The organism is Paenibacillus sanfengchensis (genome assembly GCF_036864765.1).
Lineage (GTDB): Bacteria > Bacillota > Bacilli > Paenibacillales > Paenibacillaceae > Fontibacillus > Fontibacillus sanfengchensis.
Genome location: NZ_JBAGJC010000010.1, coordinates 137183 through 156637 on the forward strand (window position 1 = coordinate 137183; position 19455 = coordinate 156637).

15 protein-coding genes and 1 pseudogene are annotated in these 19455 nt (G+C 53.0%); 5 read left to right on the top strand and 11 right to left on the bottom strand.

Annotated elements, in window-relative coordinates:
• Window positions 1-110 precede the first annotated feature (110 nt).
• The gene (locus tag V4U84_RS19925; RefSeq protein WP_334077812.1) at window positions 111-944 is read left to right on the top strand and encodes an AraC family transcriptional regulator; all 834 of its coding nucleotides are present in this window, start codon (window positions 111-113) and stop codon (window positions 942-944) included.
• Window positions 945-965: 21 nt separating this feature from the next.
• On the opposite strand, the gene V4U84_RS19930 is transcribed toward V4U84_RS19925, so the two are convergent.
• From V4U84_RS19930 to V4U84_RS19945, 4 genes are read right to left on the bottom strand one after another with little or no spacing between them, the layout of a single operon-like run.
• Entirely contained in the window at window positions 966-3023 is a 2058-nt protein-coding gene (locus V4U84_RS19930; RefSeq protein ID WP_334077813.1) for a beta-galactosidase, read from the bottom strand.
• Between the two features lie 15 nt (window positions 3024-3038).
• Window positions 3039-3845 (bottom strand): carbohydrate ABC transporter permease, encoded by an 807-nt coding sequence (locus tag V4U84_RS19935; RefSeq protein ID WP_334075331.1) that lies wholly within the window; start codon window positions 3843-3845, stop codon window positions 3039-3041.
• On the bottom strand, window positions 3842-4717 hold the full coding sequence (locus tag V4U84_RS19940) for a carbohydrate ABC transporter permease (protein ID WP_334077814.1): 876 nt from the start codon (window positions 4715-4717) through the stop codon (window positions 3842-3844). Before V4U84_RS19940 ends, V4U84_RS19935 begins: the two co-directional genes overlap by 4 nt.
• A gap of 24 nt (window positions 4718-4741) precedes the next feature.
• Window positions 4742-6049 (bottom strand): ABC transporter substrate-binding protein, encoded by a 1308-nt coding sequence (locus V4U84_RS19945; protein WP_334077815.1) that lies wholly within the window; start codon window positions 6047-6049, stop codon window positions 4742-4744.
• A 270-nt stretch (window positions 6050-6319) separates the two neighbouring features.
• Here V4U84_RS19945 and V4U84_RS19950 point away from each other — a divergent pair, with 270 nt between their 5' ends.
• Both V4U84_RS19950 and V4U84_RS19955 read left to right on the top strand, forming a co-directional pair.
• The gene (locus V4U84_RS19950; RefSeq protein WP_334077816.1) at window positions 6320-7885 is read left to right on the top strand and encodes a response regulator transcription factor; all 1566 of its coding nucleotides are present in this window, start codon (window positions 6320-6322) and stop codon (window positions 7883-7885) included.
• Between the two features lie 14 nt (window positions 7886-7899).
• Entirely contained in the window at window positions 7900-9687 is a 1788-nt protein-coding gene (locus V4U84_RS19955) for a sensor histidine kinase (protein ID WP_334077817.1), read from the top strand.
• 58 nt (window positions 9688-9745) lie between these two features.
• Here V4U84_RS19955 and nadE read toward each other — a convergent pair whose 3' ends face one another.
• From nadE to V4U84_RS19980, 5 genes are read right to left on the bottom strand one after another with little or no spacing between them, the layout of a single operon-like run.
• The gene (gene nadE, locus V4U84_RS19960; protein ID WP_334077818.1) at window positions 9746-10564 is read right to left on the bottom strand and encodes an ammonia-dependent NAD(+) synthetase; all 819 of its coding nucleotides are present in this window, start codon (window positions 10562-10564) and stop codon (window positions 9746-9748) included.
• Between the two features lie 15 nt (window positions 10565-10579).
• Window positions 10580-11194 carry a nicotinate (nicotinamide) nucleotide adenylyltransferase gene (gene nadD / locus V4U84_RS19965; protein WP_334077819.1) on the bottom strand — a complete coding sequence of 205 codons (615 nt, stop codon included), beginning with the start codon at window positions 11192-11194 and terminating at the stop codon, window positions 10580-10582.
• A gap of 10 nt (window positions 11195-11204) precedes the next feature.
• The gene (locus V4U84_RS19970) at window positions 11205-12665 is read right to left on the bottom strand and encodes a nicotinate phosphoribosyltransferase (RefSeq protein WP_334077820.1); all 1461 of its coding nucleotides are present in this window, start codon (window positions 12663-12665) and stop codon (window positions 11205-11207) included.
• Between the two features lie 46 nt (window positions 12666-12711).
• Window positions 12712-13269, bottom strand: a complete 558-nt coding sequence (locus tag V4U84_RS19975; RefSeq protein ID WP_334077821.1) for a cysteine hydrolase family protein — start codon at window positions 13267-13269, stop codon at window positions 12712-12714.
• A 3-nt stretch (window positions 13270-13272) separates the two neighbouring features.
• Window positions 13273-14055, bottom strand: coding sequence for an NUDIX hydrolase (locus V4U84_RS19980; RefSeq protein WP_334077822.1), 783 nt, complete (start codon window positions 14053-14055; stop codon window positions 13273-13275).
• 330 nt (window positions 14056-14385) lie between these two features.
• On the opposite strand from V4U84_RS19980, the gene V4U84_RS19985 reads away from it, so the two are divergent.
• Together V4U84_RS19985 and V4U84_RS19990 are read left to right on the top strand one after the other, a co-directional pair.
• The gene (locus V4U84_RS19985; RefSeq protein ID WP_334077823.1) at window positions 14386-17238 is read left to right on the top strand and encodes a S8 family serine peptidase; all 2853 of its coding nucleotides are present in this window, start codon (window positions 14386-14388) and stop codon (window positions 17236-17238) included.
• A gap of 82 nt (window positions 17239-17320) precedes the next feature.
• Entirely contained in the window at window positions 17321-17962 is a 642-nt protein-coding gene (locus V4U84_RS19990) for an S-layer homology domain-containing protein (protein ID WP_334075320.1), read from the top strand.
• Window positions 17963-18308: 346 nt separating this feature from the next.
• On the opposite strand, the gene V4U84_RS19995 is transcribed toward V4U84_RS19990, so the two are convergent.
• Both V4U84_RS19995 and V4U84_RS20000 read right to left on the bottom strand, forming a co-directional pair.
• Entirely contained in the window at window positions 18309-19211 is a 903-nt protein-coding gene (locus tag V4U84_RS19995) for an IS3 family transposase (protein ID WP_334074351.1), read from the bottom strand.
• Window positions 19212-19249: 38 nt separating this feature from the next.
• Window positions 19250-19455: pseudogene (locus V4U84_RS20000) on the bottom strand (transposase); the annotation flags it as partial.

Sequence of the window (19455 nt, forward strand, 5' to 3'; positions counted from 1 at the left end):
CGCTATACAAATATGGCATAATCATAGATTATTGTGAAAATGCACTGAAAATCGACTATTATATATGGTATCGTACTAGAATTGAACCAAGCAATAAGGAGGCGTCCCCTTTGATCGAATACCTGACGTTCAACCCGTCCTTTACCGATCTGCATCTGACCCAGTACGGAATCGAGAAATGCTGTCCGTTTCATGACTTCGGGCCCGCGATCCGGGATTATTATCTTTTGCATTTCGTTCTGGGAGGAAAGGGCCGGTTTGAAACCCGCGAACGCAGCTATGCATTGGAGCGGGGCCAAGCCTTCCTCATCTTCCCCGGGGAAGTGACTTACTATCTGGCCGACGGGGAACATCCGTGGAAATACGTCTGGGTCGGATTCCATGGAACCCAGGCGGAGGCCTATTTGCACGAAGCGGGTCTTACCGTGGAATCTCCGATTCTAAACCGATTTGATCCGGAACTGGTCGAAAAGCAAATCCTTCAGATGCACGAATCCAAAGGGATGGAACGCGGACGCGATTTGCGGCGGACCGCGCTTCTGTACTCGCTGTTCTCCCATATGGCCGAAGCCAATCCCGAACCTTCTTCCGTTCCGGGAAGAAAAAACCGGCAGGATCAGTATGTGCAAAAGGTGACCGATTTTATCGAGACAAACTACGCCAACAAAATCAGTATCTCGCAAATCGCCGATTACGTCGGCCTGGACAGGAGCTACCTGTGCGCCGTGTTTAAAGCGCGGATGGGCGCCAGCGTCCAGGAACACCTGATCCGCTATAGAATCAACAAAGCCTGCAGCCTAATGAGCAACCGATTGTTGACGATCGGCGACATTGCCAGGTCCGTCGGTTATGAGGATCCGCTGCTGTTCTCCAAAATGTTCAAAAAGGAAAAAGGGCTCTCCCCCAAGCAATACCGCAGTTCCAATACGGATGCTTCAAGGTAGACCCCTTCGCTTTAATTCCATTTAGGCTTGAATACTTCTTCCGGCCACCAGCACCTCATAAGGGCCGAGCGCCCATGGTTGGCTCAGGTCGGCTTCACGGCTGACGGCCTGCCAGTCCGCACCGAGCAGCAAAACGGCCGAGGAAGCGGCGTTATAGTTCTGGATGAAAATATACTCCACCTTGTCATTGGACCGGGCGGCCGCATATACTCCCTCGGGCAGCGCAACCTTGACCGGCCTGTACAGCCCGAGCGATTCGGAGAGATCCGAGTAAAAATCGTCGTAAAACCGGTCCTCGAAATGGCTGGCGATATAATACGCAAGGCCGCTGCCGAAATGATTCCGCGTCACCGCCGCTCTGCCGGCATAGAAATCCGCGTCAAAAACCATCAGCGTCTCGGCCCCTTCCAGATGGAGCAGGTCGCAAAGCTTGCCGCAGGAATAGGTTCCCCGCAAAGCTCCGCCGGTTTCTTTGCTGTACGGATGGACCACGCTGCCGTTGTTTAGTTCGTGATCATACAGTCCGTCGGTCTCTTCGCTGACAACCCCGACCACATCGGTCAACCGGTAAGGAGCTTTCCCTTGGAAAACCAAGTCGTTCTCGTTTACGATCCCGCTCCAATAGGTCATGACGAGTACGCCGCCCTGCTCAACGAAAGAGCGGAGCTTCAGTTCAAAGTCCGCACGTAGCATATAAATCATAGGCGCGATCAGCAGTTTATACCCACCGATGTCGCTCTCCATATCCACAAAATCCGTCGTAATGCCCCGCTTGAGGAGCGCCCGGTAATGAGCCTGCACTTCCTCAATATAACCCATACCTACATTCCGTGGGCCTTGCGAGTCTTCGATCGCCCATTTGTTTTCCCAATCGTACACGATAGCCGCTTCCGCCTTCGGCACCGTTCCGGCTACTTCGGACAGGCTGCCGAGCAATCGGCCCAAATCCGCGACCTCTTCAAAAACTCTCGTGTCCGCGCTGCCGTCATGAGACACGACCGCCCCGTGAAATTTCTCGCTGGAGCCACGGCTTTTGCGCCATTGAAAATACTGAACGGAATTCGATCCATGGGCCACCGCTTGCAGGGAGGAGAGCTTATGCATCCCCGGCTTCTTCAGTTTCGATACGCTCTGCCAATTGGTCATGCTGGGTGAGCTTTCCATCAGCAGGAAAGGCGCTTTTTTGATCGATCGCATCAGGTCGTGATTCATGGCCGTGTCCACGGCAATCTCGATATCCGGTTTCTTGTGCCAGGTCGGATAGTTGTCCCAGGACACGATATCTACCGCATCCTTGAACTTGAAATAGTTCAGCCCGTTGTAATAGTACATAAAATTGGTCGTCGCCGGGAGTTCCGGACGGAACGCCTTCACCGCGGCGATTTCATGCTGCATGAAATCCAGCGTCTGATCCGTGACAAACCTCCGCCAATCCAGGTTCATGCCATGGACCGCATTCTCCCCGTGAGGAGCGGGCGACTCGATTTGCGACCAGTCGGTATAAGTGTGGCTCCAGAACGTGGTCCACCACTGTTCGTTCAGGTTTTCAAGAGTGCCGTACTTACGCTGCAGCCACTGCCTGAAAGCCTCCTGGCATAAATCGCAGTGGCAGTCTCCGCCGTATTCATTAGAGATATGCCACAGCTTAACCGCCGGATGATGGCCGTAACGCTTGGCAAGCTCTCCATTGATCCGCTTGATCTTCTCCCGGTAAACGGGCGATGTAAAGCAGTGGTTATGCCGCGCTCCGAACAAGTTGCGACGGCGGTCCGCCGAGACCCTGAGGACCTCGGGGTACTTCTGCGCCAGCCAAGCGGGCCTTGCGCCGGAAGGCGTGGCCAGAAACACGGAGATTCCGTTTCCGTGCAGGGAATCGAGAATCCCGTCCAGCCAATCCCACCGGTAGCTGCCTTCCTCGGGCTCCAAGGCGGCCCAGGAGAAGATCCCCACGGACATCACATTGCAGCCCGCTTTTTTCATATATTCGATGTCCTGCTTCAGCACTTCCGGATATTTCAGCCATTGCTCCGGATTATAATCGGCCCCATGCAAAAGCCGCTCGTTAAAATATGCGCTCATCTTAAACCTCCGTTCTTATTTGACCGAACCGAGCATTCCTTGCACGAATTGCTTCTGCAGCAGGAAGAAGATCGCGACCGTCGGAAGCGTCGTCACCACAATGGCCACCATGATGATCCCGTAGTCCGGATTATAAGAGGAGGCCAGCGAGGAAACGATCAGCGGCAGCGTCTTTTTCTCCTGGGTTTGCAGCGCAATGAGCGGCCAGAGGAAATTGTTCCAGTTATTCATAAAGGTGATGATGGCCGCCGCCGCATAGGTCGGTTTCATCGTCGGCATGTAGACGCGCGTAAACAGACGCCACTCGTTTAGGCCGTCGACCCGTCCCGCTTGCAGCAGTTCGCGCGGAAACGACTTCGTATTTTGCATAAAGAAGAAGATCATAAACGCCGTTGTAATCGTCGGCAGAATGACGGCCGTCGGCGAGTTCAGCAGCCCCATCCGGCTGAACATCCGGAACAGCGGAATCATTATGGCCGCAAACGGCATCATCATGGAGAGCATCAGCAGACCGAACAACCGGTCCTTGCCCCGTGACCGATAAATTTCAAAGCCATATCCGGCCATGGAGCTAAGAATGAGCGTGAACAGCGTGCCGACGACAGCGATTAACGCCGAGTTCCAAAACGCCGTTCCCAGCGTGGTCATCTCCAGCAGCTTGGTGATATTGTCCGAAAGCATCGAACCGAAGCTGAATTTGCCTTTGACAATGTCGGAGGAACTGTTCGTCATGCCGATCAGCATCCAGAGAAACGGAAACAAAGAGATCGCGGACACGATCATTAGAAACAGGTGAATCCCCAGCGCGCTGGCTTTCTTCATTTCTTCTCCCCTCCTACCTTGAGCTGGAAGAACGCAAGCACGGCGACCATGATGACGATCGCGTAAGACACCGTAGCCGCATAGCCGAAGTTCGGCGTATAGACAAACGACAGATTGTAAATGTATTGGGAGATGGTCATCGTCGCATTCCCGGGACCCCCGTTGGTGATATTGACGACCTCATCAAACAGCTGCAGCGTCCCGTTCGTGGAAATAATCGCCGTAAACAAAATGATCGGCTTGAGCATCGGAACCGTGATGGCAAAGAACTGTCTGGTCTTGGAAGCCCCGTCGATCGAAGCGGCTTCGTAAACACTCGGATCGATATTTTGCATCGCGGATAAATAAAAGATCATATTATAGCCGGTCCACCGCCAGGTAATCGCAGCAATAATGACGACGCGCGCCCATACGGGATCCATGAGCCAGGCGATCGGCTCATTAATGAGATGGACCGACATCAGCATCTTGTTCAGAATCCCGTCCACGGCAAAGATGCTTTTGAACAAAACCGCATAGGAAACCAGCGACGTTACGCAGGGAAGAAAGATCGCCGTACGATAAAACCCTTTAAGACGAAGCTTCGGCATATTCAGAAAATACGCGATCACCAATCCCAAAAACAACATGATCGGCACCTGGACGACCAGGTAGAGCAGCGTGTTTAAGAGCGCCTGCTTGAACATCGGATCCGAGAACAGTCTCGCGTAATTGCTCAGTCCGATAAAACTGGTGACATTTCCTTTTCCCGATTGAAACGAAAGGATTAGAGACTGGATCATCGGATAAAAGCTGAACAAGACAATGATAGCGGAGGGCAGCAGCACAAACTGCCACCCCATGAAAGTTGATTTCGTCGATTTACTGCCCATAAGTCACCTGCACCTCGATTGGATTTATTGCACCTGCTGCTCAAACAATCTTTGGATGTTGAACAGGCTGTCCTTCAGGTCTGCTCCGTTCAATATATTGGGCAGTTCGTTCTTCAGGGCATCCTTGGCCTCTTGCGTATAGGTTCCCAAGCTGATTCCCGGCACTTGTTTCGACCACTCGGTGAAATCTTTATAGATCGCTTGCCCGCCGAAAAACTCCGATTGCTGGCCGTACGCTGCGCTGGAGAATGCGGGAATGTAAGAACCTACGCCGCCGTTCTCTTTCAGGAAGCGCTCGTAGAATTCACTGCTTCCGCCAATCGTTTTGGCCAGGAAGTCGATCGCCAAATCCTTGTTGGCCGAACCTTCAAGGACAAACCAGCTCGATCCGCCTTCATTGGACGCGTTAACCGCACCTTCGACATTCAGTCTAGGAATCGGAGCCACGCCCCACTTACCGCTTTGATCCTTGGCATCCATAATCGAAGCCACCTGCCATACCCCGGAAACGACCGTGGCGACGTCGCCCGAGTTAAAGCTGCCGACAAATTCGCTCCATCCGGTGACCGGCTTGGCGATCCCGGAATCGGAAATCGCTTTATATACCCGAAGCGTTTCCGCCATAACCGGGTTGTCTACGAAATTCCCCTTGTTATCCGGGGTAATGTACCAGGAGCCGCCGGACTGCAGCAAAATGGAGGTCAGCGCTTCATCGTTCGGGTTGATCGTGGACATGTATTTTCCCGTTTTTTCCTTAACCACTTTCCCGATTTCGATATAGCGGTCCCAGGTGATGTTCTCCAGGTCCTCCGCTTTGAAGCTGGCCTGTTCCAAATAATCGGTGCGGTAGAACATGCCGGTCACGCCGATATCGAACGGGACGCCATAAATTTTGTCATCGATGCGCAGCGCGTCCACTTTGTAGGGAGAAAACTGGCTGTAGTCCACTTTGTCCGTGAAATCGGCAAACGTATTCGGATAAGCGGTTACATATTTTTGAATGTTCGGATCGTTAACCAAAATAATATCCGGAAGCCCGTCCTTTACGCCTGCCGCCAAATTCGTATTCAGCTTCTGCTCCAGATCGGTTTTGGCCATATCCACCACTTCAAGCTGGAAATCCGGGTGTTCTTTCTTGTACAGTTCCTCGGCGATTTTCAACGCCGCGCCGTTAAAGGAAGGATCCCAGGCCCAGGCAACCACCTTTTTGGAGGCGGATTTTCCTTCGCTTCCCTCCGCGCCTTCGGCGGATTCCGACTTGGCGGACCCGCACGCCGCGAGCAGCGAAGCCGTCAGAGAGACGAGCATAAGAACGGAAAGCCATTTTTTCAATGTGTACAACCCCTTTTGTGTTATTTGTGAAAGCGCTTCATGGATTTCGATATTCATTTTAGATAATCCGGACTCCGAAGTATAATAATAATTAGTTTAATATTAGCAGGAATTTTGGTTGTCTCCCGGCCCGCTCCGCCGCCGCTAGTAAAAATTATGGAGGATAGCAAATATTTTTGCAGATATTTTACTAGTCGCCCCTTCCATACCTTTATGCATTAATATTGAGATAGGATGGGGTTAAAGAAACCCGCAGCGAGGTGTGAAAATATGGAACAGCGCTCCAAAAACTTCAGAGTGATGATTGTCGATGATGAAGCGATCCTGCGAACGGGACTGCTGCATCTGTGCCATTGGAGCGATCACGGAATTGATATTGTCGCCCAGGCCTCAAACGGCCAGGAAGCGCTTCAACTGATCGAAGCGGCTCGTCCGCATGTGGTCATTACGGATATCGTCATGCCGCTGATGGACGGCGTAGAATTTACGAAAGCGATGAAATCGCGGTATCCCGGGATTAAACTCATCGTATTGAGCAGTTACAGCGAATTCAGTTATGTCCGCGAGGTCTTCAAATACGGGGTGACCGACTATTTGCTGAAGCCAAAGGTTTCCGCGCCCGAGCTCATTTCCCTGATTCAGGGCCTGTGCAGCGAATTGGAGTGGAAGGATAAAGCCCCTGCTGCCGAAACCCAGGACATTGCGCTGGCTCTCGGTCAATGGCTGGATCATGATCTCCCCCAGGAAGAGATGGACGAGGAACTGCGGGGTCAACTCTCCCGGCACTTCCCATCGCGATTCTATCGCTTGGCCTTGGCGGATATCGGCCTGCTGCTGAACAGAACGAAATGGACTCAGAGCCAAGTGGAGCAGGTCATCCTCCAAAATGCGGCGGACCAATTGTCCGGTCTTGCTTATACGGTCGTGTTCCTGAAAAACGAAGTGCTGCTTCTTATCAACTACGACGTACAGGACGCCGGGGAGGCGCTCGCTTCGTTTGCCGGCTTTACGCGGCATGTTAAAGCCTCGTTGAACTTTGTCTCCTTCCTTCAATCGGAAGCCTTCGAAGACATCCGGCAAACCGCAAAGGAACGCGAACGGCTGCTTCCCCGCCTGGGCAAACTGATTTATTTTCCCGACACCACCCTCGTTTCGGAAACTCGGGTTATAGAGCATAACGACGACAGCGCGTCCTTCGACCAGACCGCGTTTCTAACCGCGCTGCGCATGCTTGCGTTGGACGAAGCCATCCGTCAATTGAAAGCGCTCTTAGCCGGGATTTCGTCGGCTCAGTCCTATAACGAATACAGCTTAAAGCTGCTGTGTCAGAACCTCGTTTATAACGCGCTGACCTCGCTCGAGCAGATGAACCAGCCCGTCATGGAACTGGGAGCTTCCAAACTGAAGCTGTTTAAGCGGATCGATTTGGCTTTTGACATTCGTGAACTGGAGGAGGTCCTGCTTCAATTCCTGCAAGCGCTTAAAGGCGTAATCCGGTCCGCGGATCCGTCGCAAACCGCGATCCTGCAAAAGATTTACGATTACGTGAACGAGAATTTCGAGAAGGACATTTCCCTGGCGGAAATGGCGAACGCGCTCCATTTGAATTACAGTTACTTGTCCTCGTACTTCAAGCAGCGCACCGGGGAGAACCTGACCTCGTACATCAACCGGGTACGCACCGGGAAGGCCAAGGAACTTCTGTTTAACCATGAGTTGTCGATCTCCGAGGTGAGCCGGTTAACCGGTTTTTCGGAGCATAATTACTTCTCTAAAGTGTTTAAAAAAATGACGGGAATGACTCCGGCGGAGTATCGGAACCATATTTTCCAGTAAAGACAGGTGGCCCCATGCTGAAAAAGAACAGCATATTCATCAAAATGTTGATTCTGATGCTCTCCGGCATTTTGGTCATTTCTCTGCTGCTGATGATCGCCTCTTCCACGATCGCGGAACGCATTTTATTAAAGCAGGTTGTAAGGAGCGCTTCAGCCAATATGAACCTGGTCAAAGAGGATTTGCTGAGCTATAACGAACAAGTCGTAGGCGCCATGCTACAGATCAACAGCAGCAGCGAATTCAAAAACTACATCACCAAGCCGGCCGATACGCCTTTGCAGCAAATTAATCTGGTCCTTTCGCTCGGCAAGTATATCGATCTTTACAAAGACTATTTAAGTCCGGAAAAATCGCATATCATCGTCTCCGGGCTGCCGGGCGAAGGGGGGCGTCATTACTCCAGCAATGCGCTCAAATGGGACAAGATTCCCCAGGATATCGTCTCCAAATATATGACGGTCGACGGGGCGATTCCGAACCGCATTCTGTATCACAGCAGCCCGGATTTGTTCGTGGAATCCGTTCCTTACGACAATTTTATTTTTGCCACCAAGCCTCTCGTTGACAGCGGTACAGGCTGGATGTACGGATATGCGGCAGTGGTGATGGATGAATTGAATATTTTTCGAAAATACAGCCCTTATGTATCCGAAGGCATTCATATTTCCCTCATTTCGGCGGACGGCACCATTCTCTCCAGCAGCGAAAGGAGCATGATCAGCAAAAAGGACGACTCGCTGCTCGCTGTAGCGCTGGAGACCGTCAAGCACAAGGACGGGGTGCGGGCGCAATCCCGGCAGAAGCAAACCTATATTTCCTATTATCTGCCGGAATTCAACGCTTATTTGCTGGAGGAAATCAACCAGCTCAAGGCCTTCGCGCCGCTATACAGCATCTCGTCCGAAATTTTGAAAGCCGTCAGCGCCGTGCTGGTCCTCACCCTGATTTTTGTTTATTTCATGAGCCGGCGGATTACCCGTCCGCTGAACAAGCTGGTCAAAACGATGCAGACGAACAAGGGGGACAATCTTAAGCTGCACCCCCTCCAGGAGGACGGGAGCTATGAAACCAACGTGCTGACCAAAGCGTATAACCGGATGATCAAAGAGATCGACCGCTACACCGAAAAACTGCTCTACGAGCAGCAGGAACGACGAAAGGCCGATTTGAACGCGCTGCAAATGCAGATCAATCCTCATTTTTTGTACAACACGTTAAGCTCCATCAAGTACTTGGCAAAAATGCAGCGCTCCGACCAGGTGGATCTAACGATCGACAGCCTGATCTCCATGCTGCAAAGCACGCTGGGCTCCACGGAGGATAGGGTTACCGTCGAAACCGAAATCGAGACACTGAAGCACTATGTGTTTATTAATCAGATCAGGTACGGCGATCAAATCCGGGTTCATTATGAAATTGCCGCGGACTGCCGCCGGCTTCTCGTTCCGAAGCTGGTGATTCAGCCGTTCGTGGAAAATGCCTTTTTCCACGCCTTCCCCGGCTCCTCCAGCGGAAATATTCATATCTATATCCGCAGGCAGGAAGAGGATCTGAAGATTGAAATCATGGATAACGGAGTCGGGATGTCGGCGGTCCCCGCGCAGATCCGCGACCGTAAAAAACACAGGTTGTCGGGAATCGGAGTTTCGAACGTCCACAGCCGGATTCAGCTGTTATTCGGTCCCCGTTACGGGGTCCGCATTCAAAGTGAGGAAGGGTATGGAACGGCCGTGATGATCACGGTTCCGGCGATAGATCAAATGGAGGGCGCGGAGGAACGGGCGGCGGAAACCGGGTAAAAAGAACAAAGGCTGCCCTGCGGGCAGCCTTGTTTGAGCTTTCTTATTGGCTTTCGCCTTACTTCCACCACGTATCGAACGGCGTTACCGGAAGCTCGCGCTTATGCTGGGTTACACGGTAACGCTTCTCGATGTTCTCCTTCGCCTTCGGATCAACCTCGTTCCCCGTCAGGTACTTGTCGAGAATCTCGTAGGTCATGCCGAGCTCGGTTTCATCGGCTTGCTGCGGTTTGTTGTCCAGCAGATCGGCGGTCGGCGTTTTCAGATACAAGCGTTCCGGAGCGCCTAACTCCTTCAGAAGCTCGCGCCCCTGGCTTTTCGTCAAGCCCGAAAGCGGCAAAATATCGGCACCGCCATCCCCGAATTTGGTAAAGAAGCCGGTGACCGCCTCCGCCGCGTGATCCGTACCGATGACCAGGCAGCCCTTGGCCCCGGCAATGGCGTACTGGGCAATCATTCGCATGCGAGCTTTTGCGTTGCCCTTGTTGAAATCCGACAGGTTTTCGCCCACGGATTGCTCAAACTGTTCGGCAACGGCCTCCACCGGCTCCAGAATGTTATACACCAGGGAATGGTCCGGGCGGATGAATTCCAACGCCGCTTGAGCGTCGGATTCATCCTTCTGCACCCCGTACGGCAGCCGAACGGCGTAGAAAGCGGCGTCCCGTCCTTCGGCGCGCAGCTCCTCGGCCGCCAGCTGGGCCAGCCGTCCCGCCAGCGTGGAATCCTGCCCGCCGCTGATCCCCAGGACAAAGCCTTTGGCGCCGGCATTAATGCAATAGGCCTTTAAAAAGTCGATGCGAATGCGGATCTCCTCCCGCGGATCGACCCCCGGCTTTACTTTTAACGTTTCAATGATTTGCTGCTGCGTATTCATCTGGTTTGCCCCTTCCTATTGGTATAATCGATGCTCTATTATATAATTGTAACAGCTCTCGGGAACGAGGTAGCGCGGCTCCCCGCCCCGCCGCAGCTCATCCCGGATATAACTGGAACTGATCTCCATCGCCAGGCCCTTGTCGATCAAATGAAAGGTCTGTCCATCGTCGGCATTGCGGAGAATGGGCGACCGGCTGATGGCCGACAGCATGTTGATGCCGTCCCTGGCCATGACGATGAACTTGTTCTCGGCAATCAGTTCCTCGGACTTCTTCCATTTCCCTTCTCCGATGTCCAACAGCAGGTCGGCTCCCATGATAAAGTACACCTCATCCTCCGGATACGCGGCCTTGAAATGCTGGAGCGTCATGTAGGTCGCGATTTCCCAACCGGCCTGCTTCATTTCGTAGTCATCGGCCACGAACTTTCCGTTTCCGGCGATCGCCAGCAAAATCATGTTCCACCGGTGCTCATCGCTGATGTGCATCGTCTTGTCGGGCCGCTTGTTCGAACAGGGCAGGAAAATCACTTTATCCAGCCTGCAGCGGTGGGCGACGGTGCTTGCGGTCCAAAGATGGACGTTCGTGATCGGATCGAAGGAAGACCCGTAAATTCCGATTTTCCCCATGGCCGCCTCCTCAGGATTCGATCCGATCGTTGATTTTTTGACGGATTTCCTCAATCAGCCTCATCTTATTGTCCCAGCATGCCTGGCTCAAATCGACCGGATACTCCGCCGGATTGAGCAGCCGCTTGTATTCATCCCACAACACATGCAAATTGTCCGCATGAAACTCCCGGATTTCCCGGAGCGTAGGGACCTCGTAGACCAATTCCCCGTCCCGGAAAATCAAATGATGCAGCTCCCTCGCTTCAAAATTGGTCACGAATTTGGCGATATGCGTGTGTATCGGATGGAACATCTTGATTCGTTCTTCCCCGGCCGGATTTTCATGCTCCAGGACGATATAGTCGCCTTCCGATTTCCCGTTGTCCTTGTTGATGATGCGGAACACTTTTTTCCGCCCGGGCGTGGTGATCTTCTCCGGATTGGAGCTGATTTTGATCGTATCGGCCATTTGCCCGTGCTCATCCTCAATCGCAATCAGTTTATAAACGGCGCCCAAGGCCGGCTGATCATAGGCGGTGATCAGCTTGGTCCCGATCCCCCACACATCGATTCTGGCCCCTTGAGCCTTCAAGTTCATGATCGTCAGCTCATCCAGATCGTTTGAAGCGTAAATCTTCGCCTCGGTGAACCCCGCCTCATCCAACATTTTGCGCGCTTCCTTGGACAGATAAGCCAAGTCGCCGCTGTCCAGCCGGATGCCCAGGAAATTAATGCGGTCGCCGAACTCCTTGGCAACCCGGATCGCCGTAGGGACGCCCGACTTCAGCGTATCATAAGTATCGACAAGGAAAACGCAATTCCGGTGGGTTTCGGCATACTTGCTAAACGCCGTGTACTCGTCGCGGTAAGCCTGTACCATCGCATGGGCGTGCGTACCCGCCGTAGGAATGCCGAACAGCTTGCCCGCCCTGACGTTCGAGGTCGCGTCGAACCCGGCCAGGTATGCCGCCCGCGTTCCCCAAATGGCGGCATCCATCTCCTGCGCCCGCCGGGTCCCGAATTCCATGCTGACCTCATCCCCGATCAATTGCTTGATCCGGGAAGCCTTCGTCGCGATCAGCGTCTGAAAATTCACGATGTTCAGCAGGGCGGTTTCGATCAGTTGCGCCTCCGCCAAAGGGGCTTCAATCCGCAGAATCGGCTCGTTGGCGAACACCAACTCGCCCTCTTTCATCGAACGGACCGTCCCCGTAAACGTCAATTCCGCCAAATAGGCCAGGTAATCCTCGCTGTAGCCTTCTTCTCTTAAATAAGCCAAATCACTGTCCGTGAAGCGGAAATCGCTAAGATAGCGGATCACCCGCTCCAATCCCGCGAATACGGCATAGCCGTTCTGGAAGGGGGTTTTGCGGAAGTACACTTCAAACACCGCTTTGCGCTTGTGCATATTATCCTTCCAATAGACATGCGCCATATTGATTTGATATTTATCCGTATGTAGCGCGAGGCCGTCGTCCGAGTAGCTCATTGATGCGTTCCTCCTAGGTAAGTAGAGTGGTTGTTGTTTGAACAAGTTAAATGACCGACGCGCCGAGCGAGCCTTTAAAATGTCTTAAGGCCCAGGCGTGGCCTTCCTGGTCAAAGCTGGCCACCGCCTTTTCATGGACAACAATCGAGAATCCTCTATTGTAGGCATCCACCGCCGTATGCAAGACGCATATATCTGTGCAGACGCCCACCAAATGGAGCTCCGTAATCCCTCTGGCGCGAAGCTTCATTTCAAGGTCGGTCCCCGCAAAGGCGCTGTATCTCGTTTTATCCATCCAGTACACCTGGCCCTCATCGCGGTGCGCCAGATATACCGATTCCAGCGCCCCGTACAGCCGGCGCCCCTCCGTCCCCTCGATATTATGAGGCGGAAACAGCTTCGTCTCCGGATGGAACGCGTCCCCCTGTTTATGAAGATCGATCGCAAACACGACGAACTCGCCCTTTTGCAAAAACTCGCGGGTAATTTCCACGATCGCCCCCTCAATCGCCTGGCCAGGCGCACCGCAGGTCAAAGCGCCGTCCTCCGCCACAAAATCGTTCGTATAATCGATGTTGATCAAGGCCCGTTTGGGTTCGTTCATCCTTCATCCCTGCTTTCTTGTATGGTAAAGTGAATGATTGACTTTCACGTCCACGAAGCGGTAGAGCTGGGTTGGCTTTTTGGAGGTGCGGGTCGTCTTTTTCCCCGGGATTTCCTCAATAAAAGGAAGCGTCTTGATCTTTCTCGCAAACGCGGCATCGAGCGCAATGGCCGAATCGTCCGTGACCGTCAGCAGCACGGCCTGAAGCTCGGAATAGGTGAATTCCTCGCGCAGAAACGCTTTGGCGGCCGTCGTCTCCAGCAGCTTCTGGCGGATCACCGCGATCGCGTCTTTAATGATCCGGGCATGATCGAAGGCAAGATCCAGATTCAGCACCTCTTTGACGGAAAAGAGTTCCACCTCACTGGCGTCATCATTCGCCTGGCGGTTGGCCAACTGATGCTCCGGCACAATGGCGTAGTGGGTATTGGAAATAATCCACCCCCGCGGATCCCGCCCCGGCGTATCGTACACGCCGAAATGCTCGAGATGGATGTCCTCCACCCCCGTCTCCTCCTTCAACTCCCGCGCCGCCGACTGGAAGGCGGTTTCCGTGTGGGCTACAAAGCCCCCGGGAAGCGCCCATTTCCCCGCCTCGATGTTCGGGCGTCCCTCGCTGTCGGTCATACTGCGCTTGATCAGCATGATGTGCAGGTCCATGACCGGCGGCTTAAACATGTCCGCTTTTGTCGACAGGATGGTAAACACGGCGATATCCGCCGTATAACCGTCGGGGGTCACGTATTTTTTCACGTCATACTGCTTCATCGCCTGTTCGTTTGACATGGTTAAAGCTCACTCCTTTCGTTAGCTTTTAACAATTAACGTTTTGTTAATTGTATTATATGCACTTTCCCTTCCTTTGTCAACCACCATTTGGAAAAATAGACGGTCTCCCGGAAATACAGCTTTCTGGGCGATAAAAAAAATATGCCAAATCGGCCCTTTAGTCCGTTTCCCCTCTAAAGTTATACCGTAATCCCTTCCGATATATGGAGTAATCCTGATTTATTTTCTATTAATGACGGGTCCCTAATTCACCATGAAAAGAGGTGTTCCCCACTACATCGACTTCCAGGAATCGACACCATCTTAAAAGGGAGAGAGCATCATCTTATGAGCAGAAGCGCTAAAAAGATCATTACATCCGTTCTCGCTACGTCCCTCCTGTTTTATGCAGGAGCGACAGGTCAGGCCTATGCCGGTGACCCGCAGTCAGGAACAGAGCAGGAAGTTATCGTCGTCTACAAAAATGACGAAGGCAAGGAAGCCGTTTACGAGGAGAGCGTCGAAGTCGATCACGAGTTCGATACGATCCCGGCCGTATCGGCAACGGTAACGCCTGCCGAACTAAAAGAACTTGTCAACGATCCTAATATAGCCCTCATTGAGCGGAATATTACGTTTCGGACGACGGATGCGGATTTTAAAATCGCATCCGATACGGTCCCCCTCGAACAATCGGAATGGAGTTTTCAAGCGGTACAGCCTACAACGATGTGGAATCAGGGTTATACCGGCGCAGGGGTGAAGGTGGCGGTGATCGATTCCGGTATCCTCACCACTCATCCGGAGCTCACGGTCGCCGGCGGCATTTCCACTGTCGATTACACCAATAATTATACCGACGATAACGGCCACGGCACGCATGTCGCCGGCATCATCGCAGCGAAAAGCAACGGAAACGCCCGGGTCGGGATCGCGCCGAACGTCCAGTTGTACGCGGTAAAAGCGATGGATCAAGCCGGGAACGGAACCTTGCAGGATGTTTTGGAGGGCATGGAGTGGGCCATTCAAAACGACATGGATATCGTCAATGTTTCGCTTGGAACCGATACGGACTCCACCATTTTGCACAATATGATGGATCAAGCCTATAACGCCGGCATTCTTGTCGTCGGCTCGGCAGGAAACAGCCAGGTCGACGATAACGGGGTACCGGTCCCTCTTTCGACATACACCGTGAACTACCCGGCCAAATACAGTTCCGTCATCGCCGTTGCGGCGATAGACAAAAACAACCGGAGAGGCGACTTCTCTTCCGTCGGGGACGAGGTTGAAGTGGCGGCCCCCGGCGTTGCGGTCCTTTCCACTTATGTGAAAGACGACGGCACGCCCGGCTATGCCTTATCGGACGGGACTTCCCAGGCCGCCCCGCACGTATCGGGAATGCTCGCTTTGCTGAAGCAGGCCCTTCCGGCCATGTCCAACGTACAGCTTCGCGAGGAGTTAAAGAAATATGCCGTCGATCTGGGCTCCCCCGGTCGGGATATCGAATTCGGCTTCGGCGCCTTAACCTTTGCCGAGGACAGCACGCCTCCGGCCAATGTGACGAACTTGCAAGTCACGGACAAAACCGCCGACAGCCTGTCTTTTTCGTGGACAAACCCGGTCGATAGCGATTTTCTGACCAACCGCTTTTATATCAATAACGTTAAAGTCGCCGAGGTTCCCGGCACTTCTTATCAGGCCACCGGCTTGACGCCGGAAACAAGCTATCAAATCAGCATTAATTCCGTCGATCGCAGAGGCAACGAGGCCGCCGGTCAAACCCTGACCGAGTCGACCCTGCCGCTGCCGGACGCCACGCCGCCCGCCGAAGTTACGGGCTTGACGGTCGATGAAGTGACGGACACTTCCGTTCAGTTGAGCTGGACGAATCCGCTAGACCTTGATTTCGCCAAACTCGGCTTGTACGTGAATGGCCAAAGCGTTAATGAAACGGCAATTCCAGCCTATCGATTTGAAGGACTTGCGCCGGATACCGATTATCAATTCACGGTCAAAACGATAGACAGCAGCAACAACCGCTCGCAAGGGGTAACCATACCGGTAAGAACGCTGCCGGCTGTCGTTCCGCCAACCGATCCGGTGAACCCGGGCGACCCATCTACCGATCCGGGGAACCCAAGCGATCCGCCTACCGGTCCTGCGGTTCCGGCCGATCCGGGAACGGACCCGACCGGGCCTGTTGTAACTCCGGACCCAACACCGACAGGCGACTCCACCGCACCGGGGGAAGTGATGTGGGGAGCCATCGAGATCATGCCGAACGCTATTCGCATTCATTGGACAAACCCTGCGGACAGCGATTTTGCCAAGGCGAAAATCTATATCAATGGCCTGTTTGCCGGAGAAACTTCCGGTTCCGGTTATGAGCTGACGGGGCTGCTTGCCGATACCGAATATACTATTGTCGTTAAAACCGAGGATCTCACAGGCAATCTGTCTCAAGGCGCAAGTCAGACGGCACGTACCGGGCCGGCCTCCGTTCCGGCACCGCCGATTACGCCGCCGGCGCCAAGCACGCCTTCCCAGCCGGATGTTATCGTGATTCCGGCCAACCCGACGCCGGCTCCTTCCGGTGGCAGCGCCCAAATCGGCGGTGGTGGCGGTGGTGGTGGCGGTGGTGGCGGCGCTGCTCCGAGCAGCCCGGCAGTTCCGTCCAAACCGGCGGAGAAGGCGGAAACTCCGGTAGAGAGAGCCGCAGCCACCCTGGAAAAGGCCAAAGCGTCTTTGACTCTGGTAGATTTTATTGATACCAAGCTGGCGGTCGAAGCGCTGACGGATACCGAGAAACGCCGGGAATTCCGGGAGAAATTGGATGAGCTTAAGCAGGAACTGCAAATTCGCGATCTCCCGGCCAGGAAGGGAATCAAGCCTACCGTTCCGATCAGCATCAGTCTGCAGGTCGCCATGAAAAATACCAACTTCAAGTACATCGACCTCTCTTCGATCAAACCGGGGGAAAATGTCTTCGTCATCAACAGTAAGGGCGAAATCGTCAAGGATGCCGAGATTTACATCCTGTGGAACCGGATTTTCGTGAAACCGGGCAGCGGAAATTTTGCCGCCAATGAGACGTACAGCGTTCTGATCGACAAGACGGTCAAGGGGAAAGCGAGCCTGCAGGCGACCGGCGGAAGCCCGCTGGAGCAGCCTTTGATTTTGGAATTTACGACCCGCTAATCGGACTAAAGGGGCCGGCTTGCCGGCTCCGCTATTTTCATCCTAATGGACATTCATGAATCAACAGATAGGGGATTATACGATGAAAATGAAAACCAACAAGCTTATAAATACGTTAACCGCCTCAGCCCTCCTCCTCGGCTTGCTGGGAGCTTCGCTTTCGTCCGGCGTCAAAGCGGCCGGCACGTCTTTTACCGATGTCCGCCAAGGTTCGTGGTATGAAGCCACCGTACAGTGGGGCCTGTCCCATAACATGGTCAAAGGCTTTCAGGACGGAACCTTTCAGCCGAACAAGCTTGTGACGGAAGAAGAGTTTTTGGCGATGCTGTTCCGGGCTTTTGAAAAGGACGCGGTCACCGGTCCAACGGGCCACTGGGCGGATATCTACTACAACCGGGCGCGCGAACTGAACTATCCCGTAAAGAGTTATACCGAGCTGCCGTCCCGAAAGCTTCCGATCCCGCGCAAACAGGTGGCCGAGCTGCTGACGTCGGCCGAGGGCGTCAGCTTTAACGGAGATGACGCCATCTCTTACCTGCTGGCCTTCGGTCTGGCTCAAGGTAAAAACCCGGACGACCTCAGCGTAAAAGGCTTCGACGGAGCCGGGAAACTCACCCGGGCCGAAGCGCTGCAGTTTATCAAGAATCTGAGCGAGTACGGTGTCGGCGGTTTGCTGGAAAGACCGGAAGAAGCAAGCGATCCGCGGGACATCCCGCAATTCTGACGCGCAATGCGGCTCGTACGGAAAGGACAGACCAAGTCATCTTGGGCCTGTCCTTTTTTGTTCAGCTGCACTATCAAGGTTCATTAGCAGTACATTCTCTCTTCCAACTACACTAGTACCCCATCAGACAACCTTGATAACAGAGAATTCCTGCATATCCGCATGTTTTTTTCTTGTTAGGAACAAAAATTTCAAAATTCCTGCAATTCTGCATGAATTTTCTACGAAACAGGCTCGTTTCTCTAAAATCGCTAGAAATGCCTGCAGATTCGGCTAGGCCCCCTTAATCCGGAGTCCTACCCTACAATGTTTATGAATTCACAGGATTGCTCCTTATTCTGCCGTATTACACCGCTCTATGAAAGGCAGAGGTGTCTTCCAGTGTCCTCACCCATATCGAGAACTTCGCTGGAGACATTTTTCTTAAGTTACCGTGAATTTTTCGGTTGTTGTAAAAGTCCATGTATTGGTCCAGCGCCTCATAAGCTTCATCGAGGGTCATAAAGTCCCTTTGGCTAAACAGATGGCGCTCCAGGACGCTGTGAAATGACTCAATGTAGGCGTTCATATTGGGGGACCGAGGTGGTATACGCTCATGAATAAGATCCAAGCTTTCACAGGTATCTCCAAATAGCTTGCTGACGAACTGCGGACCATTGTCTGTACGAACCACCGGCATGGGCTCGCCGGGCTCTATACGGTCTTGCAAGGCATACCATAAGGTTTGGACGACTTGTTTAGCTTCGCATACTGGGCCTCTATACTGCCCTACTACCATTCGGTCAAACACATCTATAATGCTGAGTACAAAAAAGAACCGTTCCTGCCCGATCGCGTATCCATATTTAATGTCCATTTGCCAAAGTTGGTTTGACCCCGTTATAACTCGATTTCTCGGTAATCGGCGAGGGTGGGAACGTACGCGCTTTCTAGGTTTCTGCAATATGTCTAACTCTTGGCAAAGTCGATAAGACTTCTTTTTGTTGAAGATGAGATCATACTTATCTCGAAGGGATTGGGCCAAAAACTTATAACCATAGACAAACTCTTCTCCTTCAAGGAGTTCGAGCAGCCATTCTTTGATTTGTGCGTCGCTAACTTTCTCACCTGTAGCCGTGTAAGAGTATCCAGGCACGGGACGACCTGCACGGCTTTCGGTTGGACGTTCTTCGCCTTTTTCTGCTGACTGGGCCAGTCGCTTTTTACGGTCGTAATACGTTGATTCTGACAACCCAAGAATGCGCAGCACAACAGCTGCCGGTTCCCCCCGCTTAATGAATGGGTCGGCTATTTCAAATTTTTCAGATAAGCGGGGTTTTGCTTTTTTAGCAACTCTCGCAAAATTTCGATTTCGAGTTCTTTTTCACCAAGGACCTTAACGGCCTTTTGGTAGCGTTGCTCTACCTCCTGCAGGCGTTGCAACTCTTGAACATGTTCGTCTGCCGCAGGAATTTCTTCAGGCGAAATAGAGTCCCGATGATCTCTAATCCAAC